The organism is Luteibacter sp. GL_149 (genome assembly GCF_057834065.1).
Genome location: NZ_CM174395.1, coordinates 1,314,068 through 1,340,461 on the forward strand (window position 1 = coordinate 1,314,068; position 26,394 = coordinate 1,340,461).

The 26,394-nt window shown below is 64.9% G+C and carries 29 protein-coding genes; 15 read left to right on the plus strand and 14 right to left on the minus strand.

Annotated features, from left to right (window positions below; translation table 11 throughout):
• The first annotated feature begins 80 nt into the window (after positions 1 to 80).
• The 3 genes from AC3IR3_RS05870 to AC3IR3_RS05880 are packed head-to-tail and all read left to right on the plus strand — an operon-like array spanning position 81 to position 2,088.
• Positions 81 to 1,349 carry a YihY family inner membrane protein gene (locus tag AC3IR3_RS05870; protein ID WP_489196027.1) on the plus strand — a complete coding sequence of 423 codons (1,269 nt, stop codon included), beginning with the start codon at positions 81 to 83 and terminating at the stop codon, positions 1,347 to 1,349.
• Complete coding sequence (locus tag AC3IR3_RS05875) at positions 1,346 to 1,816, plus strand: TlpA family protein disulfide reductase (RefSeq protein ID WP_489196028.1); 471 nt, start codon at positions 1,346 to 1,348, stop codon at positions 1,814 to 1,816. The genes AC3IR3_RS05870 and AC3IR3_RS05875 overlap by 4 nt, the downstream gene beginning before the upstream one ends.
• A 2-nt stretch (positions 1,817 to 1,818) precedes the next feature.
• Positions 1,819 to 2,088: an acylphosphatase gene (locus AC3IR3_RS05880; RefSeq protein ID WP_489196029.1), complete on the plus strand. Its 270-nt coding sequence runs from the start codon at positions 1,819 to 1,821 to the stop codon at positions 2,086 to 2,088.
• 2 nt (positions 2,089 to 2,090) lie between these two features.
• On the opposite strand, the gene AC3IR3_RS05885 is transcribed toward AC3IR3_RS05880, so the two are convergent.
• Both AC3IR3_RS05885 and AC3IR3_RS05890 read right to left on the minus strand, forming a co-directional pair.
• A complete protein-coding gene (locus tag AC3IR3_RS05885; protein WP_489196030.1) occupies positions 2,091 to 2,540 on the minus strand; it encodes a copper chaperone PCu(A)C in 450 nt (149 codons plus the stop codon).
• Entirely contained in the window at positions 2,537 to 3,154 is a 618-nt protein-coding gene (locus AC3IR3_RS05890; protein ID WP_489196031.1) for an SCO family protein, read from the minus strand. Before AC3IR3_RS05890 ends, AC3IR3_RS05885 begins: the two co-directional genes overlap by 4 nt.
• An 80-nt stretch (positions 3,155 to 3,234) precedes the next feature.
• Here AC3IR3_RS05890 and AC3IR3_RS05895 point away from each other — a divergent pair, with 80 nt between their 5' ends.
• Entirely contained in the window at positions 3,235 to 3,612 is a 378-nt protein-coding gene (locus AC3IR3_RS05895) for a DUF423 domain-containing protein (RefSeq protein WP_489196032.1), read from the plus strand.
• Positions 3,613 to 3,798: 186 nt separating this feature from the next.
• Here the strand turns inward: AC3IR3_RS05895 and AC3IR3_RS05900 are convergent, their stop codons facing one another.
• The 3 genes from AC3IR3_RS05900 to AC3IR3_RS05910 form a co-directional block, all read right to left on the minus strand.
• Entirely contained in the window at positions 3,799 to 3,987 is a 189-nt protein-coding gene (locus AC3IR3_RS05900) for a type II toxin-antitoxin system antitoxin (protein WP_489196033.1), read from the minus strand.
• Positions 3,988 to 3,994: 7 nt separating this feature from the next.
• A complete protein-coding gene (locus tag AC3IR3_RS05905) occupies positions 3,995 to 4,861 on the minus strand; it encodes an SPFH domain-containing protein (RefSeq protein ID WP_489196034.1) in 867 nt (288 codons plus the stop codon).
• 84 nt (positions 4,862 to 4,945) lie between these two features.
• Entirely contained in the window at positions 4,946 to 6,436 is a 1,491-nt protein-coding gene (locus AC3IR3_RS05910) for a DUF6134 family protein (RefSeq protein WP_489196035.1), read from the minus strand.
• Positions 6,437 to 6,562: 126 nt separating this feature from the next.
• Between AC3IR3_RS05910 and purT the strand changes: the two genes are divergently transcribed.
• The 6 genes from purT to AC3IR3_RS05940 all read left to right on the plus strand — a co-directional run bounded on the left by purT (position 6,563) and on the right by AC3IR3_RS05940 (position 15,047).
• Complete coding sequence (gene purT / locus AC3IR3_RS05915) at positions 6,563 to 7,744, plus strand: formate-dependent phosphoribosylglycinamide formyltransferase (protein ID WP_489196036.1); 1,182 nt, start codon at positions 6,563 to 6,565, stop codon at positions 7,742 to 7,744.
• Between the two features lie 198 nt (positions 7,745 to 7,942).
• A complete protein-coding gene (locus AC3IR3_RS05920) occupies positions 7,943 to 9,451 on the plus strand; it encodes an FMN-binding glutamate synthase family protein (RefSeq protein ID WP_489196037.1) in 1,509 nt (502 codons plus the stop codon).
• Positions 9,452 to 9,566: 115 nt separating this feature from the next.
• A complete protein-coding gene (locus AC3IR3_RS05925; RefSeq protein WP_489196038.1) occupies positions 9,567 to 11,264 on the plus strand; it encodes a tetratricopeptide repeat protein in 1,698 nt (565 codons plus the stop codon).
• A gap of 6 nt (positions 11,265 to 11,270) precedes the next feature.
• Positions 11,271 to 12,128 (plus strand): SDR family oxidoreductase, encoded by an 858-nt coding sequence (locus AC3IR3_RS05930; protein WP_489196039.1) that lies wholly within the window; start codon positions 11,271 to 11,273, stop codon positions 12,126 to 12,128.
• A 76-nt stretch (positions 12,129 to 12,204) separates the two neighbouring features.
• On the plus strand, positions 12,205 to 14,532 hold the full coding sequence (gene mrcB, locus AC3IR3_RS05935) for a penicillin-binding protein 1B (protein WP_132147482.1): 2,328 nt from the start codon (positions 12,205 to 12,207) through the stop codon (positions 14,530 to 14,532).
• Between the two features lie 2 nt (positions 14,533 to 14,534).
• The gene (locus AC3IR3_RS05940; RefSeq protein ID WP_489196040.1) at positions 14,535 to 15,047 is read left to right on the plus strand and encodes a tetratricopeptide repeat protein; all 513 of its coding nucleotides are present in this window, start codon (positions 14,535 to 14,537) and stop codon (positions 15,045 to 15,047) included.
• Positions 15,048 to 15,905: 858 nt separating this feature from the next.
• Here AC3IR3_RS05940 and hemE read toward each other — a convergent pair.
• The 4 genes from hemE to AC3IR3_RS05960 all read right to left on the minus strand — a co-directional run bounded on the left by hemE (position 15,906) and on the right by AC3IR3_RS05960 (position 18,898).
• A complete protein-coding gene (hemE, locus tag AC3IR3_RS05945) occupies positions 15,906 to 16,979 on the minus strand; it encodes a uroporphyrinogen decarboxylase (RefSeq protein ID WP_489196041.1) in 1,074 nt (357 codons plus the stop codon).
• Positions 16,969 to 17,232, minus strand: a complete 264-nt coding sequence (locus tag AC3IR3_RS05950; RefSeq protein ID WP_132147490.1) for a hypothetical protein — start codon at positions 17,230 to 17,232, stop codon at positions 16,969 to 16,971. Before AC3IR3_RS05950 ends, hemE begins: the two co-directional genes overlap by 11 nt.
• Before the next feature lie 65 nt (positions 17,233 to 17,297).
• Positions 17,298 to 18,365: a 3-dehydroquinate synthase gene (gene aroB, locus AC3IR3_RS05955; RefSeq protein WP_489196042.1), complete on the minus strand. Its 1,068-nt coding sequence runs from the start codon at positions 18,363 to 18,365 to the stop codon at positions 17,298 to 17,300.
• Positions 18,362 to 18,898, minus strand: a complete 537-nt coding sequence (locus tag AC3IR3_RS05960; RefSeq protein ID WP_489196043.1) for a shikimate kinase — start codon at positions 18,896 to 18,898, stop codon at positions 18,362 to 18,364. The genes aroB and AC3IR3_RS05960 overlap by 4 nt, the downstream gene beginning before the upstream one ends.
• Positions 18,899 to 18,928: 30 nt before the next feature.
• Here AC3IR3_RS05960 and AC3IR3_RS05965 point away from each other — a divergent pair, with 30 nt between their 5' ends.
• Positions 18,929 to 19,753: an NAD-dependent epimerase/dehydratase family protein gene (locus AC3IR3_RS05965; RefSeq protein ID WP_489196890.1), complete on the plus strand. Its 825-nt coding sequence runs from the start codon at positions 18,929 to 18,931 to the stop codon at positions 19,751 to 19,753.
• A 33-nt stretch (positions 19,754 to 19,786) separates the two neighbouring features.
• Here AC3IR3_RS05965 and AC3IR3_RS05970 read toward each other — a convergent pair whose 3' ends face one another.
• Positions 19,787 to 20,614, minus strand: coding sequence for a kinase (locus AC3IR3_RS05970; RefSeq protein ID WP_489196044.1), 828 nt, complete (start codon positions 20,612 to 20,614; stop codon positions 19,787 to 19,789).
• A 23-nt stretch (positions 20,615 to 20,637) separates the two neighbouring features.
• On the opposite strand from AC3IR3_RS05970, the gene pdxH reads away from it, so the two are divergent.
• Complete coding sequence (gene pdxH, locus AC3IR3_RS05975; protein WP_489196045.1) at positions 20,638 to 21,225, plus strand: pyridoxamine 5'-phosphate oxidase; 588 nt, start codon at positions 20,638 to 20,640, stop codon at positions 21,223 to 21,225.
• Positions 21,226 to 21,242: 17 nt separating this feature from the next.
• A complete protein-coding gene (locus AC3IR3_RS05980; RefSeq protein WP_489196046.1) occupies positions 21,243 to 21,683 on the plus strand; it encodes a secondary thiamine-phosphate synthase enzyme YjbQ in 441 nt (146 codons plus the stop codon).
• 12 nt (positions 21,684 to 21,695) lie between these two features.
• Here AC3IR3_RS05980 and AC3IR3_RS05985 read toward each other — a convergent pair whose 3' ends face one another.
• On the minus strand, positions 21,696 to 22,313 hold the full coding sequence (locus AC3IR3_RS05985; RefSeq protein WP_489196047.1) for a TetR/AcrR family transcriptional regulator: 618 nt from the start codon (positions 22,311 to 22,313) through the stop codon (positions 21,696 to 21,698).
• 118 nt (positions 22,314 to 22,431) lie between these two features.
• Here AC3IR3_RS05985 and AC3IR3_RS05990 point away from each other — a divergent pair, with 118 nt between their 5' ends.
• Both AC3IR3_RS05990 and AC3IR3_RS05995 read left to right on the plus strand, forming a co-directional pair.
• Positions 22,432 to 22,755, plus strand: a complete 324-nt coding sequence (locus AC3IR3_RS05990) for a hypothetical protein (RefSeq protein WP_489196048.1) — start codon at positions 22,432 to 22,434, stop codon at positions 22,753 to 22,755.
• Between the two features lie 41 nt (positions 22,756 to 22,796).
• A complete protein-coding gene (locus tag AC3IR3_RS05995) occupies positions 22,797 to 24,200 on the plus strand; it encodes a DHA2 family efflux MFS transporter permease subunit (protein WP_489196049.1) in 1,404 nt (467 codons plus the stop codon).
• Positions 24,201 to 24,254: 54 nt separating this feature from the next.
• On the opposite strand, the gene AC3IR3_RS06000 is transcribed toward AC3IR3_RS05995, so the two are convergent.
• The 3 genes from AC3IR3_RS06000 to AC3IR3_RS06010 form a co-directional block, all read right to left on the minus strand.
• Positions 24,255 to 25,055 carry a cobalamin-binding protein gene (locus AC3IR3_RS06000; RefSeq protein ID WP_489196050.1) on the minus strand — a complete coding sequence of 267 codons (801 nt, stop codon included), beginning with the start codon at positions 25,053 to 25,055 and terminating at the stop codon, positions 24,255 to 24,257.
• A 38-nt stretch (positions 25,056 to 25,093) separates the two neighbouring features.
• Entirely contained in the window at positions 25,094 to 25,804 is a 711-nt protein-coding gene (locus AC3IR3_RS06005; RefSeq protein WP_489196051.1) for an arginyltransferase, read from the minus strand.
• Between the two features lie 190 nt (positions 25,805 to 25,994).
• Complete coding sequence (locus AC3IR3_RS06010; protein ID WP_132147520.1) at positions 25,995 to 26,387, minus strand: hypothetical protein; 393 nt, start codon at positions 26,385 to 26,387, stop codon at positions 25,995 to 25,997.
• Between the last annotated feature and the right edge of the window lie 7 nt (positions 26,388 to 26,394).

Consider the following 26,394-nt stretch of genomic DNA (forward strand, 5'->3'; position numbering starts at 1 on the left):
TGTTTGGGTGCGTACTGGCGAATGCGCTAGTCTCGCAGAAGTTAACGTTTCTGTTTCATTCCGGGCCGGAAAGGATCGACATGGCTTTGCGCTTCAACCGCGACCGCGTGCTGAGTTTCACGCGTTTCACCTGGCTTCGTTTCGTCGACGATAAGTGCTTCGAGACGGCCGGCGCGCTGTCGTACACCACGCTGGTGTCGCTCGTGCCCCTGACAGTGGCGGTGTTCGCTATCCTCTCCGCGTTCCCCGTGTTCGCCGAATGGCGCGGCAGCCTTGCCAACTACGCCTTCGAAAACTTTGTGCCCGCGGCCGGCCTGAAGGTGCAGGAATACATGCTCGCCTTCGCGGACAAGGCCAGCCAGCTTACCGGCATCAGTATTCTGGTGATGCTGTTCAGCGCCATTACGATGATGATAAGCATCGAGGATCGCCTCAACCGCATCTGGCGCGTACGCAAGTCGCGCGGATGGACGTCGCGTCTGCTGCTGTACTGGGCATCGCTCACGCTCGGGCCGATCCTGGTCGTGGGTGGTCTGGTGCTGACGTCGTACATCACCGCATTCCCGCTGATCAACGAAGCGGCCAGTCAGTTCGGGTTGCCGCGATTGCTGAACATCCTGCCGTTCGTGATCACGTTCGTGACGCTCTGCCTGATGTACACCATGATTCCGAACCGCCGGGTGTCTTACCGGCACGCAGCGATGGGGGCGTTGCTCGGCGCCATCCTGTTCGAAATCGCGCGATGGGGTTTCACGCTGTTCGTACGCAATGCACCCACGTATCAGGAAATCTATGGGGCACTCGCCGCCATTCCAATTTTCCTGCTGTGGATTTATCTGTCCTGGATCATCGTGATCCTTGGTGCATCGATCGCCGCGTCGATCTCCGCTTTCGAGTACGTAATGCCGCATGAGGCCTTGCCCGAAGGTGCGGAATTCCTCGGCCTGCTGGTGGTGTTGCGTCATTTCGTCGATGCGCAGCGCGCTGGCGACAGCCTGGACCCGGCCACGGTGCGTGTGCGCGAGCCCTATCTGCAGTCCAGCGCCATCGCCTGTTACTTCGAAGACCTCCAGCGCGCGGACATGATCCAGCGCGGCGAATCCGGTGGCTGGTTGCTGTCGCGTAGCCTGGACAGCACCGAACTGCTGCGCGTTTATCGCTGCACGCAGTATCGTCTTCCGCTGCGTCCGCGCGAGCAGGTCGAGGCCCTGGGCATCTACCTTCCCGCCGACCTGCTCGCATTGCTCGATGCGTTGGCGAGTGCGCTCGATGCGACGCTTGGCGCGCGGCTCGACCATCTATACCCTCCCTCCGTCATACCTGTTCCAACCGAGGATTCCGTTACATGAAATTCCGATTGTTCGCCCTGTGCGCGCTTGCTGCGCTCGTCGCGCCCGTCATGGCGGAAACGGCCAGGAAGCCCACGTTGAAGATCGCCACGCTGGATGGCAAGACGTTCGATCTCGCGGCGAAACGCGGTCACTGGGTCATCGTGAATTACTGGGCGACCTGGTGCGTGCCGTGCATCAAGGAAATGCCGGATATTTCGGATTTCGTCGCCAGTCATAAGAACGTTACCGCCATCGGCCTCGCTTACGAAGACACGGACAGGAAAGACATCGTCGCCTTCCTCGACCAGCACAAGGTCGTCTATCCGATCGCACAGCTTGACATCGGCAACCCGCCGAAGGATTTCGATGAGCCGCGTGGCCTGCCGACGACGTACCTGATCGCTCCCGACGGGCATGTTGCCCAGCGCTTCGTCGGCCCCGTCACATCGCAGAAACTCGCCGAGGCTGTCGCCAAGGGGAAGTAGCCATGAAAGCCGTCCGTTTTCTTATTCGCGGTCGTGTGCAGGGCGTGTTTTTCCGGGCGTCCGCGCGCGACGAGGCCACACGTCTGAAGTTGACGGGGCATGCGAGGAATCTTGTGGATGGCAGTGTTGAAGTGGTCGCTTATGGCGACTCGCTAGCCATCGATCGGCTTGAATCGTGGCTGCACGAAGGACCGCCTTCGGCGGATGTCGTGGAGTTGTACCGCGAGGATATCGACGCCGGCGATGCGCCGGCGTCGTTCGTCACGAAATAAGCTCAGTCCTTCGGGCCGTTCGCGTTCGCGGGGCGCGCGACGAAGTTCACTGGCAGCACGCTGCCATCGGCCAGGTGGAAATTCACGACGACCGTGTCGCCGGCTTTCACCGGCTTGCCGGCATCCATCAACATGACGTGGTAGCCGCCTGGCGCAAATTTCGTCGTGGTCTGCGCCGGCAGGTCGACGCTTTTCAGCATCTCCATGCGGCCCATGCCGCCATCGGTGCTACTGCGATGGAGCATCGCGTGACCGTAAGCGGGGCTGTCGGTGTCGACGATCTTCAGCGCGTGATCGGAATCGTTCGCGAAGTCCACGTAACCACCGGCTGGAAGGGTGCCGGGGAGCACGCGAATCCATGCGTTGGTTGCATGTACCGACGCGGCATCGTTCGCCTGTGCGCCAAGGCAGAGGGTCAGGCCGGCGAGGGCGACGATGAGGTGGGTCTTCATGACTTGGCTCCGAGTCCGATGAGCAGGTGCAGATCGTGGACGATGTCGTCCTGTGCGGCGGAAGGTGTTGCCAGCAGGCGTGCCTTGCCGTCGCGATCGAAAATATAGATGGCCGAGCTGTGGCTGACGTCGTATGCACCATCGCCGCGATCGGGCTCGCGGGTGAACGCCGAACGGTAGCGTTTGGCCAGGGCTTCGGTGTCGCGTTCCGAACCGATCAGGCCGACGGCGCGCTTGTCGAATGCGTTGACGTAGGCATGCATGATTTCGGGCGTGTCGCGCGCAGGATCGACGCTGACGAAAAGGATGCGCGCATCGTCCGCAGGGGCGCCCAGGCGCTGCATGACGACATGCAGCTGGGTCAGTGTCAGCGGGCATACGTCGGGGCAATGCGTATACCCGAAATACATCAGCACGACCTTGCCCTTGTAATCGGCGCCGGTCACGGCATGCCCGTTGTCGTCGGTCAGGCGGAAGTCGAGATCGGGAAGGTGCCCCGACACATCCGTCAGGCGCCATTGCGGTTGTGCATCGCGTTGGCAGCCGGCCAGTGCGAACGCCATTGCAAGCAAGGCCATCAGGGCAACGGCACGGACCGGGCGGGACAACTTCATGCGACACTCCTTCAGGCAACCGTCGAAGGATACGCCAACCGCGCGATCCCCCGGAACATCAGCGAAAGGAAAGCGGCTCCATGCGACAACATGTCAGCGGCGGTCTTGCCGCCATCGTGGCCCTCGCCGGCGCCAGCGCCGTGATCCTGGGTGCCTTCGGCGCCCATGCCTTGCGTGGCGTGGTCGACGATACGGGACTCGCGGTCTGGAAGACAGGCGTCGAATATCACTTCTGGCATGCGTTGGCGTTGCTGGGGACGGTCGTGGGATTGCCCGATGGCAGGACGCGGCGATTCGCTATCGCGGCTTTTTCCGTGGGCATCGTGCTGTTTTCGGGAAGCCTTTACGCGCTGGCGCTGGGTGCGCCGCGCGCGATGGGTATCGTGACGCCGTTCGGCGGCGTGGCGTTTATCGCAGGGTGGATTGCGCTGGGACTGGCGTTGCGGCGACCCGGATAAGGCGCTTTGGATTTCTGTGGGAGCGCGCCTGCGCGCGAAAGCCGACGAAGCGATGAAGCCCTGCACTCACATCGCGAGCCCGGTCTCCCGGCTACGAATGCCACCTATGCATCCCCGCTTCGTCGGCTTTCGCGCGCAGGCGCGCTCCCACAGGTCTGCGGTGGTCTTCCAGGTCTGCGGTGGTCGTCAGGTTTCTCGATCTTCTGGCTCTTCGTTCTTCTCGGCCTTCAACCGGCCGGCCTTGCGCAACGCATCGCGCAACACGTACTCGATCTGGGCGTTCACGCTGCGCAACTCGTCTTCCGACCAGCGCTGCATCGCATCGAGCACGGTCGTGCTGATGCGTAGCGGATAGGCTTTTTTCTCGTTCGCCACGCGTCGGTCAGCTGTATAGCGAGCCGGCGTTGACGACGGGTTGCGTGGAGCGATCGCCGCACAGCACGACGAGCAGGTTCGAAACCATGGCCGCCTTGCGCTCTTCGTCGAGTTCGACCACGCCTTGCTCGCGCAATTTGTCGAGTGCCATCGCGACCATGCCCACGGCGCCTTCCACGATGCGTTCGCGTGCGGCGACAATGGCATTAGCCTGCTGGCGTTGCAGCATGGCCTGTGCGATTTCCTGCGCGTAAGCCAGATGACTGATGCGCGCTTCGACCACCTGCATGCCGGCCTTCATCAGGCGTGCTTCGATCTCGTCGCGCAGGTGGCCATTGACGACGTCGCCATGGCTGCGCAGCGAGGGCTTGCTGTCGTCGTGCGCATCGTACGAATAACTCTGTGCCATCTGCCGGAGCGCGGATTCGCTCTGGATGAGGACGAAGTTCTCGAAGTTATCCACGCAGAAGACGGCTTCGGCGGTATCGACGACTTGCCAGACGACGATGGCGGCGATTTCGATCGGATTGCCGTCGGCGTCGTTGACCTTGAGCTTGCTGCTTTCGAAGTTGCGCACGCGCAGGCTGACGGGGCGGCGGCTGTAGAACGGATTCGTCCAGCGCAGGCCTTCGATGCGTGCCGTGCCGGCGTACTTGCCGAACAGCTGCATGACCTGGCCCTGATTGGGCTGGACCTGAAAAAGCCCCTTGGCCAGGAAGCCCGCGAGAATGAACAGACCCGCGGCCAGGAAGAAAGCGGGCGGCGCGGTCTGGTTGCCGGAAGTCGCGAGCTGCGTGGCGCCCCCGAGACCGCAGAGCAGCAGTACCAGAAGGACCGGAATGCCGGGAAGGGAAAAAGCGGAACGTTCGTTCATGGCGCAACCCCCAGTTGGACGGAGAAAGTAGATATCAAATTGATATCTACTTCAAGTGCCGCCGGCGAGTGCACGGATCGACGGTCATTTCCCCCCGGCTGCGCCACCCGCGATGATTATCGAGGGGGAGGGTCCGGGCATATCCATCAGGTTCGACCCGGGCAGGGCTTTCTCGATGCGGATCTTGCCCAGCACATTCATGGCGGCGAAGAACTTCCACGGATCGCCGTTGCCGATACCCAGCGCGAGATGCGTGGCGTCGTAGCGTCGCTGGGCGGAGTCGAAACTGACCCAGTTGTGCCCCAGCCAGACCTGGACCCAGGCATGCGGAACGAATACGCGGTTCGCGCCGCCGAACCGGTCCGCGTACACCACCCCGGTAATGACGCGGGTCGGAATGCCCTGCGATCGGGCGAGCGCGGCGAGCAGCACGGCGTGCTCGGTACAGTCGCCCCGATGCGTATGCAATGTTTCCAGGGCGGAGGCGTAGCCGACATCCATGCCTTTTTCGGGGATGTACGCCGTGACAAAACTACGAAGACGGCGGATGCGTTGCAGATCGCTGGAGGCATCGCCGACCGCGGCTTTTGCCGCGGCGATAATTTCGGGGTCGTCGGACTGCACCCAGGCATTGGAGGCGGTGTCTTCCGGCGAAGGCGGCGCTTCGACACGACCACGGGCGAAGCCGACGTCGAGCTGCCACAGGCCATCCCCCAGATCGGTCACGTGCTGTTCGTCCGTTTCCGCGAAGGGCTGCGGGAAGTCGCCGCGGATCGACGCGATGTAGCGCATCGGTGCGCTACGCAGGTTCGGCGTCAGCAGTCGGGGAGACTCGATCATCGCCGCGCGCAGAAGATCCACGTCCTGATCGGGCGCCATGGCACAGTGTTCGTCGCATTCCAGCATTTCCAGACGGAATCCGAGCAAGGGCGAAATACCCCGGCGAATCCGGCCGTTATCGTCCAGCCAGATGTCCAGCACGTGATCGCTCCGTGCTCCGGCGAGCGTCTGGCGCAGATGGTGCAGCGTGGCCTGTCCGTTCGGCATGTCGACCACTTCGTCGCCCACGACCACGATATCCACATCGGCGACCTGCTGCCGGATCGCATCGAAACTGCGCATCTGGTAACGCGTGCCGGCTTTCCACCCGCCGGCGAGCATGGCCAGGCGCTGCCCTTCGGCGAGAGCGGCGCCCGTCGGCCAGATCAGCAGGTTGACGTGGGACTGGCCACCGACGTCGTTGGCGACCTGGAACGAGCCGTCGTCGAGCCGGGTGCCTTCGACACGGTTTTCGCGCGAGGACATTTTCGTCTGCGCGTAGAAGGCGAGCGGGGCGCCCTGCGTGTTTTCGACGCTGCGTATCTCGGTATGGATCGCCAGCGGCGTTCGCGCCCGGGTGAGGCGGAAGTCGAGTGTCTGCAAGGTGGTCACGCGATCGCCGGCGATATCGCGGTCGATCGTGAGGTGACCCACCTTGCGGCCATCCATGAGCACGGTAAGCCACGTACGCTCGGCCCGGGACAGTGTCGGGACCAGGCACAGGAGGACGGCGAAAACAGCAATACTGCATCGCATGGCCGCGGGTCCGGGTTGTGTGGGGACGGCTCCATGACAGCACGTTTACAAACGCAGTCAATACCCCCCGGCCCCACATCCGGCGACCGGCTAGAATTGGCGGCATCTTTTCCCGGAGTTCCCCCCATGAAGTCGTTCGGCACCCCGCACTCCGATAACGCCCTGCGCGTCCTCCTGCTGGGCTCCGGCGAGCTGGGCAAGGAGGTGGCCATCGAGCTGCAGCGCTTCGCCATCGAGGTGATCGCCGTCGACCGCTATGCCAATGCGCCGGCCATGCAGGTGGCCCACCGCAGTCACGTGATCGACATGCTGGACGGCGCTCAGCTCCGCGCCCTGATCGAATCGGAGCGTCCCGATCTCGTCGTGCCCGAGATCGAGGCCATCCATACCCCCACGCTGGTGGCCATGGAGAAGGAGGGCCTGCGCGTCATTCCCACCGCGAAGGCCGCCTGGCTGACGATGGATAGGGAAGGCATCCGCCGGCTGGCGGCGGAGGAACTCGGCCTGCCGACCTCTCCGTACCGTTTCTGCGATACCCTCGAAGCGTTCCGCGAGGCGGTCGCCGCACTGGGTACGCCCTGCGTCGTCAAGCCGGTCATGAGCTCGTCCGGCAAGGGGCAGAGCGTGATCCGCAAGCCGGAAGATGCCGACGCCGCCTGGGAATACGCCCAGGCGGGCGGCCGGGCCGGTCGCGGCCGCGTTATCGTCGAAGGCTTCATCGACTTCGACTACGAAATCACGCTACTCACCGTCCGTCATCGCGACGGCGTGTCGTTCTGCGCACCCATTGGTCATCGGCAGGAAGATGGCGACTATCGCGAATCCTGGCAGCCGCAGCCCATGAGCGACCGTGCACGCGCCGAAGCCGAGCGCCAGGCGGATGCCGTCACGGGCGCGCTCGGCGGGTGGGGTGTATTCGGCGTGGAGTTCTTCGTGCGCGGCGACGAGGTCATCTTTTCGGAGGTCAGCCCACGTCCGCACGATACCGGTCTGGTTACGCTCATTTCGCAGGACCTTTCGGAATTCGCGCTGCACGCGCGCGCCATCCTCGGCCTGCCGATTCCCGCTATTCATCTGTTCTCGCCCGCGGCATCCTGCGCGGTACTGGTCGAGGGCGACGGTGTCGCCCCGACCTATCACGGCGTGGCCGATGCGCTGGTCGAGCCGGACACGATGCTGCGTATCTTCGGCAAACCGGAAGTCCATGGCCGCCGCCGTATGGCGGTGACGCTGGCGCGCGCGGCGGATGTCGAAACGGCGCTCGAAAAAGCCAAGCGCGCGGCCAGTCGCATTCGCGTCGAAATCTAGTGGAGCGGGGATGGGGGGTGGGAAGTGGGGGTGTCGATCCGGCGATCGGCCGAGGGGGGCGGTAGCGCCTGGCGGAAGCACCGTCCACCTGGCGCTTGTCGTTCCCTCAGGCGTTCGCCGGAAGTGCGCCCCCACTTCCCATCCCCCATCCTCAGAGGATACTCAATCGTTCGTCCCGCAAGAAGCTAAGGAAATCTCATGGAAGCTCCCGGTTTCGCACACTGGCTGATCGTATTCGTCGAAATATCGGCGGCGGTCCTCCTGTTGTTGCTCGCGATGTTCGTACTGCTGCTGGCCGTGGTCTGGTTCGTCGATCGCAATCAGACGGCCAACGCCGTACTGCGCAACTATCCGGTCATCGGACACTTTCGCTACGGCTTCCTGCGCCTAGGCGAATTCTTCCGCCAGTACCTGTTCGCGATGGATCGCGAGGAGATGCCGTTCAATCGCGCCGAACGCACATGGGTGTATCGCGCGGCGAAGAACGTCGACAACACGGTGGCTTTCGGATCGACCCGCGATCTGCGCGCCGAGGGCGTCCCGTTCTTCGTCAATGCGCCGTTTCCCGAACTGGCCGAAGCACACGTCGAGCCCCGTCCCGTCACGATCGGGCCGTATGCGCGCGAACCGTATTCGCACGCGGCGTTCTTCAATATTTCCGCCATGAGTTTCGGTGCGCTTTCGGCACCGGCGGTGAGTGCGTTGTCGCGTGGTGCCGCGCGCGCAGGCATCTGGATGGACACGGGCGAGGGTGGTCTGGCGCCGTATCACCTGGAAGGCGGCTGCGACATTATTTTCGAGATCGGCACGGCGAAGTACGGGTGTCGCACGGCAGATGGCCGGCTGGACGATCATCGGCTGAAGGAAATCTGCGCGCACGCGCAGGTGAAGATGGTAAGCATCAAGCTGGGGCAGGGCGCGAAGCCCGGTCTCGGCGGATTACTTCCCGCGTCGAAGGTCACGCCGGAAATCGCCGCGATTCGCGGTATTCCCGTCGGCAAGGATTCGCAGAGCCCCAATCGCCATACCGACATCGGTAATGTGTCGCAGCTGATGGATTCGATCGCGCACATCCGCGAACTCACTGGCAAACCGACCGGGTTCAAGGCCGTGCTGGGCGATGTCGACTGGATTCGCGCGTTGTGCGACGAGGTATGGAAGCGCGGCATCGAAAGCGCGCCGGACTTCATCATCGTCGACGGTTCGGAGGGTGGCACGGGTGCCGCGCCGCAGACCTTGATGGAGGGCGTGGGTCTGCCTTTGCACGAATCCCTTCCGGCACTGGTCGACACGCTGCTGTCCAAAGGGTTGCGCGAACGTATCAAGGTCGTCTGTTCGGGCAAATGCATCACGGCGTACGACGTGGCGTGGGCATTGGCGATGGGCGCGGATTTCGTCAATTCGGCACGCGGTTTCATGCTGTCGCTGGGCTGCATCCAGTCGCTGCAGTGCAATCGCAATACCTGTCCCACGGGCATCACGACGCACGATCCCCGGTTGCAGCGCGGACTGGTCGTCATGGACAAGAGCGAGCGCGTTTATCACTACGCCACCAATCTCATGTATGAAGTCGGTGTGATTGCCCACAGTTGCGGCGTGAAGGAACCGCGCCAGCTGCGGCGCGAGCACTGCCGGGTCGTCGGCAACGACGGTATGTCGATCTCGCTGACTAAGCTGCACCCGTACCCGGTCCGTCCGCCGGTCTGATTGACGTAATGTTCCGGGAAGCATGCCGTCCGAGAGGTAAACGTGGGAGCTTGCGCCCGGAATGGCTCCGGATGCCGGTGTTAAGCTTTTCAGCTGAAACGGAATCGGAATAACCATGAGCGGACGTCGAGACAACAACGACCACGGCCAGCGCGGCCGCACCGAGCCCACGCTCGGGCGGCTCGACGACCTCGATTCGCCGGCGCCGGTGGACGACGGACTGCCGAAGATCGTCGTCGACGAGCCGCGTCGCCGCGCACCGGGCGCACCGCCTCCGCGTCGCTCCGGCGGTAAGCGCGGCTGGCTGCTGCCCGTGCTCGTCCTGGTCCTGATCGGCGGTGGAACCGTCTTGTGGCTGCAGCAGGATCGCCTGCGCAACCTGGTGCCCAGTACCGAACTCAACGACGTGCTCGGTCAGGCTAACCAGGCGCTGGCCGCCGGACGGCTGGACGGTAGCGATGGCGACAGCGCACGCGAACTCTTCGAAAAGGCCCGCGCCCAGCAGCCGGACAACGATCAGGCCCGCGATGGCTTGCGCCGGGTCGGGCAGGCCGAAGTGGCGCGTGCCGATGCGGCGCTTACCGCCGGTCGCTACGACGAAGCCGAAGCCGCTCTCAACGCCGCGCGCGAATTGCTTGGCGGCGGCAGCGATGTCGAGCGTCTTACCCAGCAGCTGGCGCAGGCGCGCAATCCGCAGGCGCAGACGGAAACGCTGATCGATCAGGCGCAGACGGCGTTCGCGGCCGGTAAATTCGACGGCGATGACGGCGCGGGTGCGCTTTATCGCCGCGTGCTCGACGCCGACAAAACCAATACCGTCGCGGCGCGCGGTCTCGACAAGGTCGGCGACGCGCTGGCGGCGCAGGCGCGTCAGGCGCTTGCCGCGGGCGACAAAACGAAAGCCGATGCGCTGGTGGATCGCATCGCCGTGCTCGTGCCCGGTTATGCCGAACTTCCGTCGTTGCGCGCCTCGCAGGCCGAAACGAAAAAGCAGGATAACCAGGCCGTCAACGACCTGCTCCAGCAGGGCGGCGATGCACTGCGCGCCGGACGCTTCACCGGCGATGGCGACGACAACGCACTGGCCCGTTTTCGCGCGGTGCTTGCCACCGATCCGGACAATGCCGCGGCGAAGGCGGGTCTGGGGCAGGTTGCCCAGGCGCTGATCGTGCAGGCCAACGCGGCGCTGGACAGCAACGACAACACCCAGGCCAGCCATTTGCTGGACGAGGCCGAAAAGCTCGCGCCCAAGTCCGCCGAACTGGCCGCCACGCGTTCGCGCCTGCCGGGTCGCGCGAAGCCGTCCGCGCCGGGCACCGGCACCGCGACGGCAGGCAATGCCGCCCCCGAGGCGTCGATGGCCGTGAGTCCCGAGCAGGCGGCGCGGGTCGCCAGCATGGTCCGTCAGGCGCAGGCGGCAGCCGGCCGGGGCGACATCATGACGCCGCCCGGCGAAAGCGCGTACGACCTCTATCGCGGCGCGTTGGCGATCGACGGCAACAACGACGCGGCACGCGCGGGACTGCAAAGCCTGCCTTCGCAGGTCGAGCGTCAGTTCCAGCAGGCGCTTGGCAATGGCAATCTGCCGCGTGCGGAAGACCTCTTCGGAACACTGGCCGATCTGGCGCCCGGCGACACCGGCCAGGTCGATCTTCGCCGCCGACTCGCCAGCGCCTGGATCGACCAGGGACTGGAACGCGCTTCGGCGGGCGACCAGTCGAACGCGTTGCAGGCTCTGGAACACGCGCGCCGGCTGGAGCCCAACGATCCGCGGCTGCAAATGGCCTACTCTCGCGTGGGCAGGGCGCACTGACCCGGCATGACGGTTTTCGTTATCGGCGCATCGAGCCAGATCGGTCACTTCTTCCTGCCGCGCATCGTGGCGACCGGCCGCGACGTGGTTGCGCTCAGTCGCCAGCCGCATCCGTCGACACCATCGGTGCGTTGGCTCGCGGGTGCGCTTCCCCACATGCCCGATGTCGGCGAGGTCGAGGCCATCGTCAGTTTCGGTCCGCTCGATGGACTGGCGGCGTGGTTGGCCGGTGTTTCTCTTGGCGGTACGCCGCATGTCATCGCTACCGGCTCGATGAGCGCGGAAACCAAGAAGGCGTCGGCCGTGACGGTCGAGCGCGAATTGTCCGAGCGGCTACTGGCAAGCGAAGTCTTGCTGGCCGAAAGCTGCGACCGGCGTGGTATGCCATGGACGGTGTTCCGGCCGACGCTGGTCTATGGCGCTGGCACGGACAAGAGCCTGACACCGCTGGCCCGTCGTGCCTGTGCGAGCCACGTTTTCCCGCTACCCGCTGGCCGGGGTCTGCGCCAGCCGGTACACGCCGACGATATCGCGTCGGCGGTCGTCGCGGCCATCGAACGCGACGGAGCGCGTCGGCGCATCTTCCAGATCGGTGGTGGAGAGCGGCTGACCTCGAGCGAGATGTTCCGCCGTGTCCGGGGCAGCGTGCCGGGGATCACATTACCGCTGCCCGTGCCGCGTCCTGTCCTGCAACTGGCGGCTCGTCTGCTACCACGGGTTCGCGGGGCTATCGATCGTCTCGATAACGACCTGATCGCCGATAATGCTGACCTGATCGCCGTTCTGGGGGTCGTTCCGAGACCTTTCGTCCCCACTCCCGCCACCTGGCAACCCCCCGATCGGGCACCGCGCGCCACCGCTTAGCCATCATCCGTTCAGATGGGCGCCGGGCTCATGCCCCTATCATCTCTTCCATCTCTTTCCCGAAGGCAACTCCGCGTTGGCATTCCTGAACCGCCTCGGCTCCATCCTGCGTGTTAGCTGGCCATGGCTGCGCATTCCGTTCTGGCTCGTCATGGGCCTGCTATTCGGTTTCCTCCTGCCCTATACCCTGATCCTCAACGCGCGCCTGCAGGATCGTTTCAACGACCTGGTATTCGCGGTGCCCACGCGCGTCTATGCGCGCCCGCTGCCGATCGAGCCGGGCCGGGCGATGACGCCGGCCGCGCTGGAACTGGAACTGACCTTCGCCGGCTACACCACCTCGGGTGGTGGGCAGGTGCCCGGCAGTTACGCCAAGGATGGATCGCGTTTCACGATTGCCTCGCGAGGCTTCGCCGGACCGGATGGTGGCGAGTTGCCACACCGCATCCGCGTCGGGCTGGGCAACGGTCAGATCACCTCGCTGGTGGACGTCGCCAACGGCAAGCCGATGCAGGAAGCGCACCTCGATCCGGCGCGCATTGCCACGCTGTACGGCGCGCAGCAGGAAGAGCGTCGCATCGTGCGTCTGGATAACGTGCCGCCGCTGCTCGTCTCGGGGTTGCAGGCCGTCGAGGACCGCGATTTCAAAAATCACATCGGCCTGGACTTCTCCGCGATCGCGCGCGCGTCGTTCGCCAATCTGCGTGCGGGCCATACGGTGCAGGGTGGGTCGACGCTGACCCAGCAGCTGGTGCGAAATCTGTTCCTCGAGCGCGACCAGAACATGCTGCGCAAGGTCAACGAGGCGATTCTTTCGTTGTTGATGGAAGCCCACTACAGCAAGGGCCGCATCATGGAGGCCTATGTCAACGAGGTCTTCCTGGGGCAGCAGGGCAGTCAGGCGGTGCACGGTTTTGCCGCGGGCGGCGAATTCTATTTCGGGCGTCGCCTGGAGGACCTGCGCCCGCAGGAGATCGCACTGCTCATCGGCATGGTGAAAGGCCCGAGCTATTACGATCCGCGCCGTTATCCGGACCGTGCGCTATCGCGCCGCAACCTCGTATTGCAGCAGTTCCACGATACCGGCCTGATGGACGACGCGGCGCTGAAAACCGCGCAGGCCACGCCGTTGGGGATCAGCAGCAATGCGCAATTGCCGCACAATCGTTTCCCCGCTTTCATGCAATTGGTACGCGCGCAGATCACGGCGGACTTCGACGAGGCCGCGTTGCGCGACGGCAGCCTGAGCATTTTCACGACGCTGGACCCTGCCGCGCAGCTCTATACCGAACAAGCCATCGTCACGACGGTGAAGTCATTGGGCAAGCGTGGCGAAGCCGCGCAGGCCGCGGCCGTGGTCACCGATATTTCCACGGGCCGGGTACTCGCGGTGGTCGGCAGTCGCGATCCCGGCGACCAGGGCTTCAACCGCGCACTCGACGCACGCCGTCCCATCGGTTCGCTGGTCAAGCCGCTGGTTTATCTGGTCGCGCTGTCGCAGCCGTCGCGCTGGTCGCTGGCGAGTATCGTCGACGACTCCCCGATCAACATGCGTCAGCCCGACGGCACGCCCTGGACGCCGAAGAACGACGATCGCGAAGTCCACGGCCAGGTGCCGATGGTCGACGCGCTGGTGCATTCGTGGAATCTTGCGACGGTGAATCTCGGCATGGCCGTGGGCGTATCGCGGATCAAGGCCTTCCTCGAATCGTTCGGGCTGGAAGACGTCAACCCGAGTCCGTCCCTGCTGCTCGGCGCCGTGGATCTTTCGCCTCTGCAAGTCGCGCAGCTTTACGAATACGTCGCCGCCGACGGCCATGCGCTGCCGCTGATCGCGGTACGCGGCGTGATGGATAACAAGGGGCAGGCGATCAAGCGTTACGAGGTCAAGGGCGGTAACGGCGAATACCAGACCGCCGCGCGCCTGACCACGTGGGCGATGCAGCAGGTCGTCACCAGCGGTACGGCGGCGGCTATCGGCAATTCGGGGCTTTCCTGGCTGCACGCCGCCGGCAAGACCGGCACCAGCGACAGTCAGCGCGACAGCTGGTTTGCCGGTTTCACGGGCGAACATCTGGCTATCGTCTGGATGGGCCGCGACGACAACAAGCCCACGGGCCTGTATGGCGCCACGGGCAGCATGCGCGTCTGGCAGGAACTGTTCCGTAAGCTCCCGACCCGTCCGCTGTCGACGGCGCCCGGCGAAGGCCTGGAAATGGCGTTCGTGAATCCGCAAAGCGGAAAGCGTACCGACCCGCAGTGCGAAGGTTCCCGGCAACTCCCGTTCGTGACCGGTTACATGCCCGATCAGGAAGAGGGCTGTTTCTGGCAGCGATTCAAGGGTATGTTCGGCGGCGGTGATGCCGAACCGGCGCCTCCCGTTCCCAGTAATCCTACGGATTGACCATGCATCGTTTTCGTTTGTGCGCACTTGCCACCGTCACCCTGATCGCCGCCTGCAGCCAGCCCGCGCCGCCGCAGGCCACCCGTCCCAGCAAACCGAATTACGACATCGTCGCGCAGATCCGCGCGGCGGGCGAGCGCGAAAAGTCCACCATCGACGTCGCGCCGTTGCGCGATCCGGGTGTGCAGGGCCTGCAGCAGTCGGCGCAGTCCGACGAGCGCGCCGGCCGCTATCCGGATGCGGCCGCCAAGCTCGATTCCGCCCTGAAGCTGGCGCCGGAAGCGCCGGAAATCATCCAGGACCGCGCGGAAGTCGCGGTGCGCATGCAGGACTATCCGCTGGCGGAAAAGCTGGCGCGTCAGTCGTACCAGCTGGGACCGAAACTCGGCAGCCTGTGCGCGCGCAACTGGCAGACGGTCGTCGAGATGCGCACGCAGGCCGGCGATGGCGCCGCTGTCGCGACGGCGCGTCAGGAGCTGACGAAGTGCCACGTGGCGGGGCCGAACCGGTTCTGATGCCGGGACGAGCCGTGCGAGGGTTTTCGCGTGGCTTTTCTACCCCTCGCCGTCGCTGCGCGGTCAGACCCAGAGCGATAGTGGCTGGGTGGACGATATCGCGGACGGTTGCGCTTTTAAACGGTTCTTCACGCATGGTCGGGGCGGGCTCGGCTTCGCCATCGCTTTCGCGCTCGGACGCTTCGCGACGAGCCGTCGGCCACCGCCCTCGACGCTCCGTCTCCACCGTCGCTCGGGAAGGGATAGCCGCTGTGCGGCTGGTGTCTTAATGGCTGCGCCCCGCCGCGCCCGCGCGGCGGGCGGGGGTTTTCGATTCGGCTCCTGCCTCAGCGAAAACGGCGGACCGTCCTGGTCCGCCCCCTGCGGGCCTTGTCCGCCCGCCGCGCTCGGTTCCGCAAGTCGCGTCGAGGGCGGTGGCCGACGGCTCTTCCGGGGGTTGCGGTTGGGTGGGGGAAGGCAGCGCGTGACGCAGGACGCGTCATGGCCGCATCCGGTTCGGTTCCGTCACGTGCTTGGCTCGCGCTCTGTCTTCAGCAAACCGCCGTCGACGGTGCCGTGGCCGGGTTGGTCCTTGGGGCCGCCTTCGCCGAGGGCCGCGATGCCTAGTGACGGAGCGAAGCGGCACTACGGCCCGCTCCCGCAGGGACGGCGCCGAAGGCCCCAAGGGCCAACCCGGTCGCGGCCTCCCCGACGCACGAGCGTGAGGCGGCTGTCCTCGTCCGAGGCTCGACAAGACACCTCAAGCCGTTCCCGGTAATGCGTGAAGAACCATTTAAGAGCGTGAGCGAACGTTGTCGCGACAACCGATTGCACCGCACTGGGCTCCCGCCTGCGTAGCGACGGTGAGAGGGCTTGGGCTTATGCGCCGCGAATCTTCCGCCCATGCGCATGCACCGTATCCACCAGCACCTTCACGTTCTCCGGGTCCACTTCCGGCGTGATGCCATGACCCAGGTTGAATACGTGCCCGGGGTGGTTGCCGAAGCTGTCCAGCACGGCGCGCGCTTCGCGTTCCACGATCTCGGGGCTGGCGCGTAATACCGCCGGATCGAGGTTGCCCTGTAGCGCGACGCGATCGCCGACACGGCGGCGTGCTTCGCCGATGTCGATGCTCCAGTCGATGCCAAGGCCCGTGCAGCCAGTATCGGCAAGCGCTTCGAGCTGGCCCATGGCGCCCTTGGAAAAGAGGATCACCGGCAGGTCGCGGCTGGCGGCATCGGCCTTCAGTGCGTCGACCACTTGCGACATATAGCGCAGCGAGAATTCGCGGAAAGGCGCGGGGCCGAGCAGGCCGCCCCAGGTGTCGAAAATCATCAGCGCCTGCGCACCGGCGTTCGCCTGGGCGATCAGGTAGACGGCGACGGAGCGCGCCACGGTATCCAGCAACCGGTGGGCAAGCGCGGGCTCGTTCCACGCCAGCGCTTTCACGCGCGCGAAATCGCGCGATCCTTCGCCTTCGACCATGTAACAGGCCAGCGTCCACGGACTGCCGGAGAAACCGATCAGCGGTACGCGGCCATGCAATTCCTGGCGGATCAGCCGTACGGCGTCCATCACGTAGCGCAGTTCGCCGTCCATGTCGGGCACGGCCAGCCGTTCGATGTCGGCCGCACTGCGGACCGGGCGCGCGAAACGCGGACCTTCGCCGTTCGCGAAAGACAGGCCGAGACCCATCGCATCGGGAATGGTGAGGATGTCGGAGAACAGGATCGCCGCGTCCAGGTCGAAGCGATCGAGCGGTTGCAGCGTGACTTCGCAGGCCCGTTCCGGATTCGTCGCCAGGCCCATGAAGCTCCCCGCGCGGCCGCGGGTTTCGCGGTATTCCGGCAGGTAACGACCGGCCTGACGCATGACCCAGACGGGCGTGGTATTGACCGGTTCGCGGCGCAGTGCGCGCAGGAAGCGATCGTTGACGAGAACCTCATCGACCATGCTCGGACTCCAATCCCTGACTGAACATTACTTTGAAACCTCGCTTGATCTGCGCGTCGCGAGCTTTCGCGAACGCGGCGAGCGCGGCATCGCGCTCCAGGTAGACGTCGCGCTTGAGCGTCGCCTTTCCACCCTGCACGCCGGATTCCCGGTACAGCGTCCAGCCGCCCAGGAGATCCTGCTCGAGCACGATCTGGACGTAACGCGGCGCCTCGGAGGCGACGTCGGACACGGTTTGCATGTAAATGCGCATGAAAGGGTTCGGTCTGGCGCAGGACCTGCCATTGTAGGTGGTCGACCCTCGCCGCGCACGCCGGCCTAGCCGAGTACCGCCAGTACGTCGCGCTCGTCGACGCCAGCGACGATTTCAGCGGCGCCGACGCCCCGCCACAGGATGAGGCGCAGCGTTCCGGCGGTGTTCTTCTTGTCCAGCCGCATCAGGGATAGCAGGCGTTCCGGCGAATGACCTTCAGGCATCGCGGTCGGCAGGCCCAGACGCTCCAGCAGTGCGGCGAGTCGATGCGTATCGCCCTCGCGCGCCATGCCAAGGCGCTCGGACAACCTCGCTGCCAGGACCATACCGATGGCGACGCCTTCGCCATGCAGCAGTTCGGTGTAATTGCCGGCCGTTTCCAGCGCATGGCCAAACGTATGGCCCAGGTTGAGCAGGGCGCGCTCGCCCTGTTCGGTTTCGTCGCGTGCGACGACGCCCGCCTTGTAAAGACATTTGCGTGCGATCGCTTCCGTCAGCGTGGCCGATTCGCGCAGCGACAGCGAGTCGGCGTGGGCTTCGAGCCAGTCGAAGAACGGGGCGTCGCCGATGGCGGCAGCCTTCACCACTTCCGCGAGACCCGCGCGGTATTCGCGCTGCGGCAACGTGTCCAGCGTATCGATGTCGGCCACGACGGCGCGCGGTTGATGAAACGCGCCGACGAGATTCTTCCCGGCCGGCAGGTTGACGCCGGTCTTGCCGCCTACCGACGAATCCACCATGGCGAGCAGGGTGGTCGGCACCTGGATGAAGTCGATGCCGCGCATCCAGCAGGACGCGGTAAAACCGGCAAGATCGCCCACGACGCCACCGCCGAGCGCGATCACGCACGCATCGCGCGTGGCGCCCAGTTTCCCAAGTGCTTCGAGCGCGAGGCCGACGTTGGCGAAGGTTTTATTCGCCTCGCCATCCCCGATCAGAAAACTCGACCACGTGAATCCTTCCAGCCCGCGCGCCAGCGCATTCAGATACAGGGGCGCGACGGTCACGTTGCTGATGACCAGGACGTGGCGGCCACGAATGCGCTCCCGCCAGCGTGCCGAATCGGCCAGCAGGCCGGCACCGATCCATACGGGATAGCTGCGTTCGCCCAGAGCGACATCGACGGTTTTCATGGTAAGGGTCGCTTCCAGTGCTGGTCGATCGATGCGATGGCCCGCACCGCCGCGTTTTCGACGTCTTCGTGGCGGCCCGGAAAGGCGAGGTCGGCCAGTTCGTTGTACAGGGGCAAGCGGTCGGTGGACAGCGTTTCCAGACGCGTGCGCCGGTCGGGCACGGCAAGCAATGGCCGTTGCCGGTCGTGTTGCAGGCGGTCGATCTGTTCGTCGACGGATACCTGCAGCCACACCACGAAACCACGTTCGCGCAGCACGTGGCGATTGGCCGGATCGAGTACGGCGCCCGCGCCGGTGGCGAGCACGACGCCGGTGCGAAGGCTAAACTCGTCCAGATGCGCGCATTCGCGTGCCCGGAAGCCGGCCTCGCCTTCGCGCTCGAAAATCGTGGATACGGTGAGGCCGCAGCGTGCTTCGATCTCGATATCGAGATCGACGAAGGGCATGCCGTAGTGCTCCGCCAGTCGTCGACCGATGGACGTCTTTCCGGCACCCATGGGACCGACCAGGAACAGGTTACGCGAAGGATTCATCGAGCCATGCTAACAACAAGCGACCAGCGGATGAACGAGCCGGTGCTCATTGCCGGTGCCGGAGACGTCGGCGGACGGCTTGCAGCGCTGCTCGCGGGGCAGGGGCATACCGTTTACGCGCTCCGTCGCGGGGAGGCGATTTCGGCCGGGGACGGCGTGCGCTGGCTGCGTGGCGACCTGACCCGCCCGGACACGCTGCGCGACCTGCCTGCCGTGAAACGCGTGGTATTCGCGGCGACACCGGACGTGCGGGACGAAGCGGCTTATCGCGCGGTGTTCGTCGATGGTTTCCGTCATCTGCTCGACGCGCTGGACCCGGCGTCGCTCGAACGCGTGGTATTCGTCTCGTCCTCTGCGGTTTACGGCGAGCACGATGGCGCGTGGGTCGACGAGGATACGCCGCCCGATCCGCCCGGATTCAACGGGCATGTGCTTCTGGAAGCGGAACGCTGGCTGGCGACGCGGGATGTCGCGGGTATCGCCGTGCGTCTTGCCGGGCTGTACGGGCCGGGACGTATGCAGCTTTTCCAGAACCTGCGCGACGGTAGCGCACGGGTGCCGCGTGGCGGTCATGTTTTCGCGAACCGTATCCATGTCGACGATGCGGCGGCCGCACTGGCGCACGTGCTGGCGCTGGACGATCCGGCGCCGGTTTATCTGGGTGTCGACGACATGCCGTTGCCGATGGATGTGCTTTACGACCATATCGCGGGGTTGCTCGGAGTACCGCCTCCGGAAGAGGGGCCCGGGCCGCGTGGTATCGGGAATAAGCGGTTGAGCAATGCGCGGCTGCGGGCGAGTGGGTTTCGGTGCCGGTGGCCGGATGCCCGGACGGGGTATGCGCGGCTTTTGTAGGGGCCCGCTTGCGGGCGAAAACCAACGAAGCGGCTAAGCGGAGAAGTCGGGACGCCGCCGCCCATCCAGCCTGACGACGACATCCGCCATCCCCGGAAGCACCCGCAACGCGAGCCTGCTCACCCGCTCGTAATGCTGAAGAAACCGCTCCATAGCCACATCGTCCATAGCCTGCGGCGCGCCACGCGCATGCAGTGCTTCCTCGGCCTCTCCCCGCCATGCCCGCACCACGTCCCACGAAGGCGCCAGCAGCAAGGCAAGCGCGTCGATCCGGTCCCAGATAGGCAAGTAATCGTCGATCCGCGAATTGACCCAGAGCCTCCAGCTCGCGTCGACATCCTCGTTGCGTTCGAGGTCGTTGACGGGCGTGGCGAGCGACACCTCGTCCTCGGGTGTCACCCCGAGACACCAGCCTTCCAGCACGATCAGCCGCGGCGCCTTCGTCACCCGCGGCCACCGATCGCGCGGCACGCGGTCGTCGATACCCTTGTCGAAGCGGGGCAGCGCGACCGGATGTTCCGGCGACGCATGTGGCAGCCGGTCGAGCGTGTCGATAAGCAGGGGCAGGTCGTGGGTGCCCGGTACGCCGCGCGTCTTCAGCAGCGGGTGGACGCGCCGCGACAGCGCCTCGCGTTCGGCGCGGGTCAGGTAGACATCGTCGATCGACAGCACCACTGCGGGGCCGTCCCGTTCGTTCGCCAGCGCGGCGATGGCCGCCGCCAGCGTGCTTTTGCCGCTGCCCTGCAAGCCGGACACGCCCAGGACGAAGAGCCCGTCATGGAGGGCGATGGCATCGCCCAGCTGCGACATCAGCGTCGCGGCGAGCGCATGGGCCTGCGTGCTAGCATCGGTGGACTCCATGCAATAAGCATAGCCGGACCGTCATGCTCAACGCCGAGATCCTCGATACCTTCCGTTCGCTGCTGGATGAGGCCCGTGCAAGCGGCGACCCCGAACCCACGGCGATGACCCTGTCCACGTCCGACGGGCAGGGACGTATTCATTCGCGCATCGTGCTGCTCAAGAGCATCGACGAACACGGCCTGAGCTTCTTTACGAACTACGACAGTGCGAAGGGCGAGCAGCTTGCCGCACATCCGCAGATTGCGCTGTGCTTTCACTGGAAGCAGATCCGCGAAGGCATCCAGGTGCGTTTCGAAGGGCGTGCCAGCAAGCTGGGCGACGCCGGGTCCGATGCCTATTTCGCGAAGCGGCCGCGGGGCAGCCAGATCGGCGCGTGGGCGTCGAAGCAATCGCAGACGCTGCCCGATCGCGCCACGTTCGAAGAACGCGTCGCGCACTACGAACGCGAATTCGCCGGACGCGACGTGACGCGCCCTCCGCACTGGGGCGGCTATCTCGTCGAGCCGGACCGGGTCGAGTTCTGGTACGGGGCGACCTTCCGTCTGCACGAACGTGTCAACTACGAAGCCGGTACAGACGGCTGGACGAACCGACTGCTCTATCCATAAATCCGGGAGAACGTCCGATGAGCCGCAGCCAGCCCGTGCAACATGTCGCCCAGACGACCGTGACGGTGCACACGCGCGGCCGCGGTCTCATCGACGTGACCCACCGCGTCGTCGACGCCGTTTCCGCCAGTGGCGTGCAGACGGGTATCGTGAACCTGTTCGTACAGCACACCAGCTGCTCGCTGCTGATGGGCGAGAATGCCGATCCGGATGTCGCCGCCGATCTGGAGCGTTTCTTCGCACGCCTGGTTCCCGATGGCGATCCGCTGTTCAGGCACCGCGACGAAGGTCCCGACGACATGCCCGCGCATGTGCGGTCGGTGCTGACCGGCGTCAGTCTTTCCCTTCCCGTGCACGGTGGCCGTCCGTTGCTCGGCACGTGGCAGGGCGTGTTTCTGTTCGAGCATCGGCTGGAAGCACATCAGCGCAAACTCACGCTGAGTACGTTCGGGCATTGAAACCGTTTGCGCTCAGGCGGCCGGCGGCTCCTTCAGCGATATCAGGTAGGCGAGCGTAAGACTCCTGAATTCGGTCAGTAACGCGGCGCGGCGCCCCGGCTTTTCGTTGGCCGCTTCGGACACGCTTTTCAGCACCTGCAACAGCACGGACGCCGCCGCTTCCGAGCGCGCGCGCGACAAGCCGGCGACGGCTTTGCGCAAGATGCCCGCCATCGCACGCAGCATCGCTTTGCGAAAGGCTTCGCGGTTCTCGAGTCTGCCGCCTCGCGCATCGACCAGGCCGATAGCGAACTGCCGTTCGCTCTGCAACGACAACCTGAAGTCGACCAGGGCATTCGCAAGTTCTTCCAGCGACAGCGACTGTGCACGCTCGCCCAGCGCCGAGGCTTCCGCGACCGCGTGTTCCGCATAGCGCACCAGCAAGGCGTCGGCCAGCGACTCCTTCGAAGGAAAGAACCGGTACATCGAACCGATCGCCGTAGCCGCACGGGCGGCGATTTCGGTCATGGTGGCGGCGTCGTAGCCCTTTTCCGAAAACACCTGCGCACCGGCTTCCAGAATAGCGGCGACTCGTTGCCGCCCGCGCTCCTGCTTGGGTTTGGCGGCGATGGCTACGGGTGTACTGGTCATCCTGATCGTCCTCTTCGTGGCCGTGGGCCATCCGGCTATTTTGACATATGCGAGGCAATCCTCGCATAATTGACATATGCGAGGGCGTCCTCGCATTTATAACTCCGAGGTCCCACCCATGAACGATGTCCTCGCCTGCGCCGGGGCTTTCTTCGCCGGCGCATTCCTGTTCAACGCTATTCCGCATCTGGCTGCCGGTCTTCAGGGCATCCCGTTCCCGACGCCATTTTCAAGGCCACGCGGCGTGGGTCCGTCATCGCCGTGGGTCAATGTGCTGTGGGGGATGTTCAACCTTATCGTCGGATTGATTTTGTTGACGCGCCATCCAGTCGAGGTGGGGGCGAATGCGTTGTTTACTTCGGCGTGTGTCGGGGCGCTTGCGCTTGGTTCCTATACGGCCGTGCATTTCGGTCGTGTCCGTGCGCAGGGCACGCAGCTGTGACGAATGCCGTCGCTGCGACTACGAGGGACCGGATCGACCCGATGGTCTGGAAGATCGCCGGCGTCGTCATGCTGGGACCGTTGATGACGACGCTGGATTCCACGGTCGTCAATATCTCGCTTTCGACGATGGGAAAGGAGCTGGATGCCCCGTTGACGGTTATTCAGTGGGTGACGACGGGCTATCTTCTCGCGCTGGCCCTGATGCTTCCGCTCAGCGGTTGGCTGGTCGACCGCGTGGGCGCGAAGCGCATTTACCTCGGTTGTTTCACTGTTTTCACGCTTGCCTCCATGTTGTGCGGCATAGCCGGTTCGGCGAACGAGTTGATCGCCGCGCGCATGCTGCAAGGCGCGGCGGGCGGCCTGCTCGCGCCCATGGCGCAGATGATGCTGGCTCGCATCGCTGGCCGGAATCTCGCGCGGGTGATGGGTATCGCCGTCATGCCGGTCCTGATCGGTCCGATCCTTGAGCCCGCGCTGGCGGGTTTCGTCCTTCAGCACGCTGGCTGGCGCTGGCTGTTCTATATCAATTTACCGGTGGGTATCGCAGCCGTCCTGTTCGCCTGGTACATCCTTCCTCGGGACGGGCACGAAACCGTGCGACGGCCGTTCGATCTGCTCGGGTTCGTGCTGCTGTCGCCGGCAATCGTGATGTCGCTGCATGGACTGGAAGCATTGGCGAACGGCGCGGCGGCCTATACGCATGCGGAACTCGCCGCCGCGGTCGCGTTGCTGATCGCCTTCTTCTGGCATGCCGCCCGTCGTGGCGGCGAAGCACTGATCGACCTGCGTCTGTTCCGTACCCGTACGTTCTCGGCCGCCGCCGCGACCCAGTTCCTGAGCAATGGCGTATTGCTTGCCGGACAGATGCTTTTTCCGCTGTACCTGCTGACGGCCGGTGGCAGGTCGCCCGCCGAAACCGGTTTGCTGTTCGCGCCGACCGGCCTTGGACTGCTGTGCATGTATCCGATGATGGGGCGCCTGACGGATCGCTTCGGGCCCCGGCGCGTCTCGTCGGGCGGTGCCATCGTGGCGCTGCTGGGTACCTTGCCGTTTGCCGTATTCGACGTGGCGCATATGCCGACGGCCGCGATCTGCATCCTCTTCTTCATTCGTGGACTGGGTTTCAGCTGTATCAATCTTCCTTCGCTATCCGCCGCGTACGCGGCTATTCCGAAGGCATCGATTCCCGTCGCCACGACGGCGCTGAATATTTGTCAGCGGCTGGGCGGTCCGGTGGCTACGACCGGACTGGTCATTTTTCTGCATGCGCAGTTGGGGGCGACAGCCTCCGGTGGAAGCGAGGCGTATCTGTCGACGTTGCGCCTGTTCTGTGTGATTCAGGCGCTTTGCGCGGCGGCGGCGATGTTCCTGCCGATGCGTTCTGCCGGAGAGCCAACCGGCGAGGCGGCGTCGAAGATGGCGGTCGAGGCAGTGGCGGAATAATCGCCGGACGATTTCCCGGTCGATTCTTTTTTGTAGGAGCGCTCAAGAGCGCTCCTACAACGGTGCTTGCCGGTTGGCCCAGCCGCGTACGATGGCGCTCAACGCGTCGAGTCCGTCGGTCAGCGCGGCGGGGCCGGGCTGCAGGATCAGCGGCGACTTGATCTCGTGGAGTTCGCCGTTCGCCACGGCGGGAACGTTTTCCCAGCCGGGTCGTGCGGCGACGTTTTCCGGCCGGAACCGTTTGCCGCACCAACTGCCGATGACGATGTCCGGCGAACGGCGGACGACTTCCAGGGGATCGGCGAGTATGCGGTCGCGCGCCAGTGGCATCGCCGCATGTTCCGGGAAGATGTCGTCGCCACCGGCGATGGTCAGAAGCTCCGATACCCAGCGGATGCCCGTGATCTGCGGATCGTCCCATTCCTCCAGATACACCCGTGGCCTGCGTTCCAGCGCGTCGGCTTCCGCACGCACGGTGGCGATGCGCTCTTCCATCCGACTGGCCAGCGCATCGGCACGCGCAGCGGCGCCGACCAGGGCGCCGAGACGCCGTATGTAATCGACGATGCCTTCCACGCTGCGATGATTCGATATCCACACCTCGACACCGGCCTTGATCAGTGCGGCGGCGATGTCGGCCTGGATATCGGAAAAACCGATCGCCAGATCCGGCTTGAGCGCCAGGATCTTATCGATGTTCGCGCTGGTGAACGCGCTGACCTTCGGTTTTTCCTTGCGCGCCCGCGGGGGGCGCACCGTGAAGCCGCTGATGCCCACGATGCGATGTTCCTCGCCCAGCAGGTACAGGGTTTCGGTCGGTTCTTCCGTCAGACAGACGATGCGTTGCGGTCCCATGGGGGCGTGTTTCCGGGCAAGTGATCGACCATTGTCGGTCATCGGGCCGCCATGTCGACCCATTGCCCGTTACGCCGTACTTCGAGCGCATGGAACCGGCTTTTGTAATCCATCTTCGGATGCCCTTCGATCCAGAAGCCGAGGTACAGGAACGGGATGCCGCGTCGCTTCGCCAGTTCGATCTGCTGAAGGATGCCGAACGTGCCCAGGCTTCGCACGGATGCGTCGGGATCGAAAAACGTATAGACGGCCGAAGCGCCGCCGATGCAAAGGTCGGTGACGGCGACGCCAAGCAACCGTTCCTCACGCCTGAATTCGAGGAACACGGTCGGACTCCATGGCGCCACGAGGAAGCGCTGGAAATCGTCGGCGTCCGCACCGTCCATGCCGCCACCGCTGTGTCGTGCATGCAGGTAACGCGCGTACAGATCGTGGCGTTCGTCGGTGTAGCCGGGCATCGTTTCGACGACGGCGAGGTCCGCGTTGCGCTTCAGGCAGCGCCGCTGCGCCCGGTCGGGCACGAAACGCTCGACGTCGATGCGGCAGGGGACGCAGGCCTGGCATTCGCCGCATCGGGGCAGGTACAGATGCCCGCCCGCGCGACGGAAACCCTTCGCGAGGGCGCCGCCATACAGGCGGTCGAGGTTGGGAGCGCCCGGATCGACCACGAGATTCTGCGCCGTGCGGTCGTCGTAATAGCCGCAAGCGTGGGGCAGGGTCTGGAACAGACGGACGCGATCGGAGCACATGCTTCCGATTTTATAGGCTCTTCCGGGGATTGCGCATAGCGGGGGTGGGGGATGGGTAGTGGGGGCGTACTTCCGGCGATCACCTGAGGGCACGACAAGCACCGCGCGGATGCTACCCCTGCCGGACGATACCAATACCCTCAGCCGATCGCCGGGTCTACGCCCCCACTACCCACCCCCCACCCCCGCTTCAGAGGATGCGCGTGGCCTTCAGGATGTAAATCAGGAACACGCCGACGACAACGGCCAGCATCATCAGGCGCACGCGGGCGGCGGTTCGCTGCTGGGGCGGCCGGCGGTCCGGCTGGCGCGCGATGTTCAGTTCTTCCTGGAACCGCACGACCGGATCGATGCCGATCTCCTTCAGCAGCGCGCGGGCCGGGGCGAAGTCGTCGGCGCCGTTGATCCAGACCTGTGGCCAGGTGTCGCGGTTGTCCAGCCGCTGCGAATAGCTGAAACGCTGGTAGGTCGGGCGATTCCAGGTCGAGCGATTGGTGACGGTCGTCTCGATGCCCTTCTCGGTGAGGAGGGCGACGACACGGTCGATGTTTTCCAGGCGGGGCGATGTATAGATCTGACGCATGGGCGAA

Coding starts and splice junctions, on each gene's coding strand:
- AC3IR3_RS05965 (WP_489196890.1), top strand. CDS start 18,929: ATGAACGAGCCGGTGCTCATTGCCGGTGCCGGAGACGTCGGCGGACGG.
- AC3IR3_RS05985 (WP_489196047.1), bottom strand. CDS start 22,313: ATGACCAGTACACCCGTAGCCATCGCCGCCAAACCCAAGCAGGAGCGC.
- AC3IR3_RS05925 (WP_489196038.1), top strand. CDS start 9,567: ATGAGCGGACGTCGAGACAACAACGACCACGGCCAGCGCGGCCGCACC.
- AC3IR3_RS05980 (WP_489196046.1), top strand. CDS start 21,243: ATGAGCCGCAGCCAGCCCGTGCAACATGTCGCCCAGACGACCGTGACG.
- AC3IR3_RS05990 (WP_489196048.1), top strand. CDS start 22,432: ATGAACGATGTCCTCGCCTGCGCCGGGGCTTTCTTCGCCGGCGCATTC.
- AC3IR3_RS06010 (WP_132147520.1), bottom strand. CDS start 26,387: ATGCGTCAGATCTATACATCGCCCCGCCTGGAAAACATCGACCGTGTC.
- AC3IR3_RS05905 (WP_489196034.1), bottom strand. CDS start 4,861: ATGAACGAACGTTCCGCTTTTTCCCTTCCCGGCATTCCGGTCCTTCTG.
- AC3IR3_RS05875 (WP_489196028.1), top strand. CDS start 1,346: ATGAAATTCCGATTGTTCGCCCTGTGCGCGCTTGCTGCGCTCGTCGCG.
- AC3IR3_RS05940 (WP_489196040.1), top strand. CDS start 14,535: ATGCATCGTTTTCGTTTGTGCGCACTTGCCACCGTCACCCTGATCGCC.
- AC3IR3_RS05895 (WP_489196032.1), top strand. CDS start 3,235: ATGCGACAACATGTCAGCGGCGGTCTTGCCGCCATCGTGGCCCTCGCC.
- hemE (WP_489196041.1), bottom strand. CDS start 16,979: ATGGTCGATGAGGTTCTCGTCAACGATCGCTTCCTGCGCGCACTGCGC.
- aroB (WP_489196042.1), bottom strand. CDS start 18,365: ATGAAAACCGTCGATGTCGCTCTGGGCGAACGCAGCTATCCCGTATGG.
- pdxH (WP_489196045.1), top strand. CDS start 20,638: ATGCTCAACGCCGAGATCCTCGATACCTTCCGTTCGCTGCTGGATGAG.
- AC3IR3_RS05880 (WP_489196029.1), top strand. CDS start 1,819: ATGAAAGCCGTCCGTTTTCTTATTCGCGGTCGTGTGCAGGGCGTGTTT.
- AC3IR3_RS05930 (WP_489196039.1), top strand. CDS start 11,271: ATGACGGTTTTCGTTATCGGCGCATCGAGCCAGATCGGTCACTTCTTC.
- AC3IR3_RS05995 (WP_489196049.1), top strand. CDS start 22,797: ATGGTCTGGAAGATCGCCGGCGTCGTCATGCTGGGACCGTTGATGACG.
- AC3IR3_RS06005 (WP_489196051.1), bottom strand. CDS start 25,804: ATGTGCTCCGATCGCGTCCGTCTGTTCCAGACCCTGCCCCACGCTTGC.
- AC3IR3_RS05920 (WP_489196037.1), top strand. CDS start 7,943: ATGGAAGCTCCCGGTTTCGCACACTGGCTGATCGTATTCGTCGAAATA.
- AC3IR3_RS05885 (WP_489196030.1), bottom strand. CDS start 2,540: ATGAAGACCCACCTCATCGTCGCCCTCGCCGGCCTGACCCTCTGCCTT.
- AC3IR3_RS05970 (WP_489196044.1), bottom strand. CDS start 20,614: ATGGAGTCCACCGATGCTAGCACGCAGGCCCATGCGCTCGCCGCGACG.
- AC3IR3_RS05890 (WP_489196031.1), bottom strand. CDS start 3,154: ATGAAGTTGTCCCGCCCGGTCCGTGCCGTTGCCCTGATGGCCTTGCTT.
- purT (WP_489196036.1), top strand. CDS start 6,563: ATGAAGTCGTTCGGCACCCCGCACTCCGATAACGCCCTGCGCGTCCTC.
- AC3IR3_RS05910 (WP_489196035.1), bottom strand. CDS start 6,436: ATGCGATGCAGTATTGCTGTTTTCGCCGTCCTCCTGTGCCTGGTCCCG.
- AC3IR3_RS05870 (WP_489196027.1), top strand. CDS start 81: ATGGCTTTGCGCTTCAACCGCGACCGCGTGCTGAGTTTCACGCGTTTC.
- AC3IR3_RS05950 (WP_132147490.1), bottom strand. CDS start 17,232: ATGCGCATTTACATGCAAACCGTGTCCGACGTCGCCTCCGAGGCGCCG.
- AC3IR3_RS06000 (WP_489196050.1), bottom strand. CDS start 25,055: ATGGGACCGCAACGCATCGTCTGTCTGACGGAAGAACCGACCGAAACC.
- AC3IR3_RS05960 (WP_489196043.1), bottom strand. CDS start 18,898: ATGAATCCTTCGCGTAACCTGTTCCTGGTCGGTCCCATGGGTGCCGGA.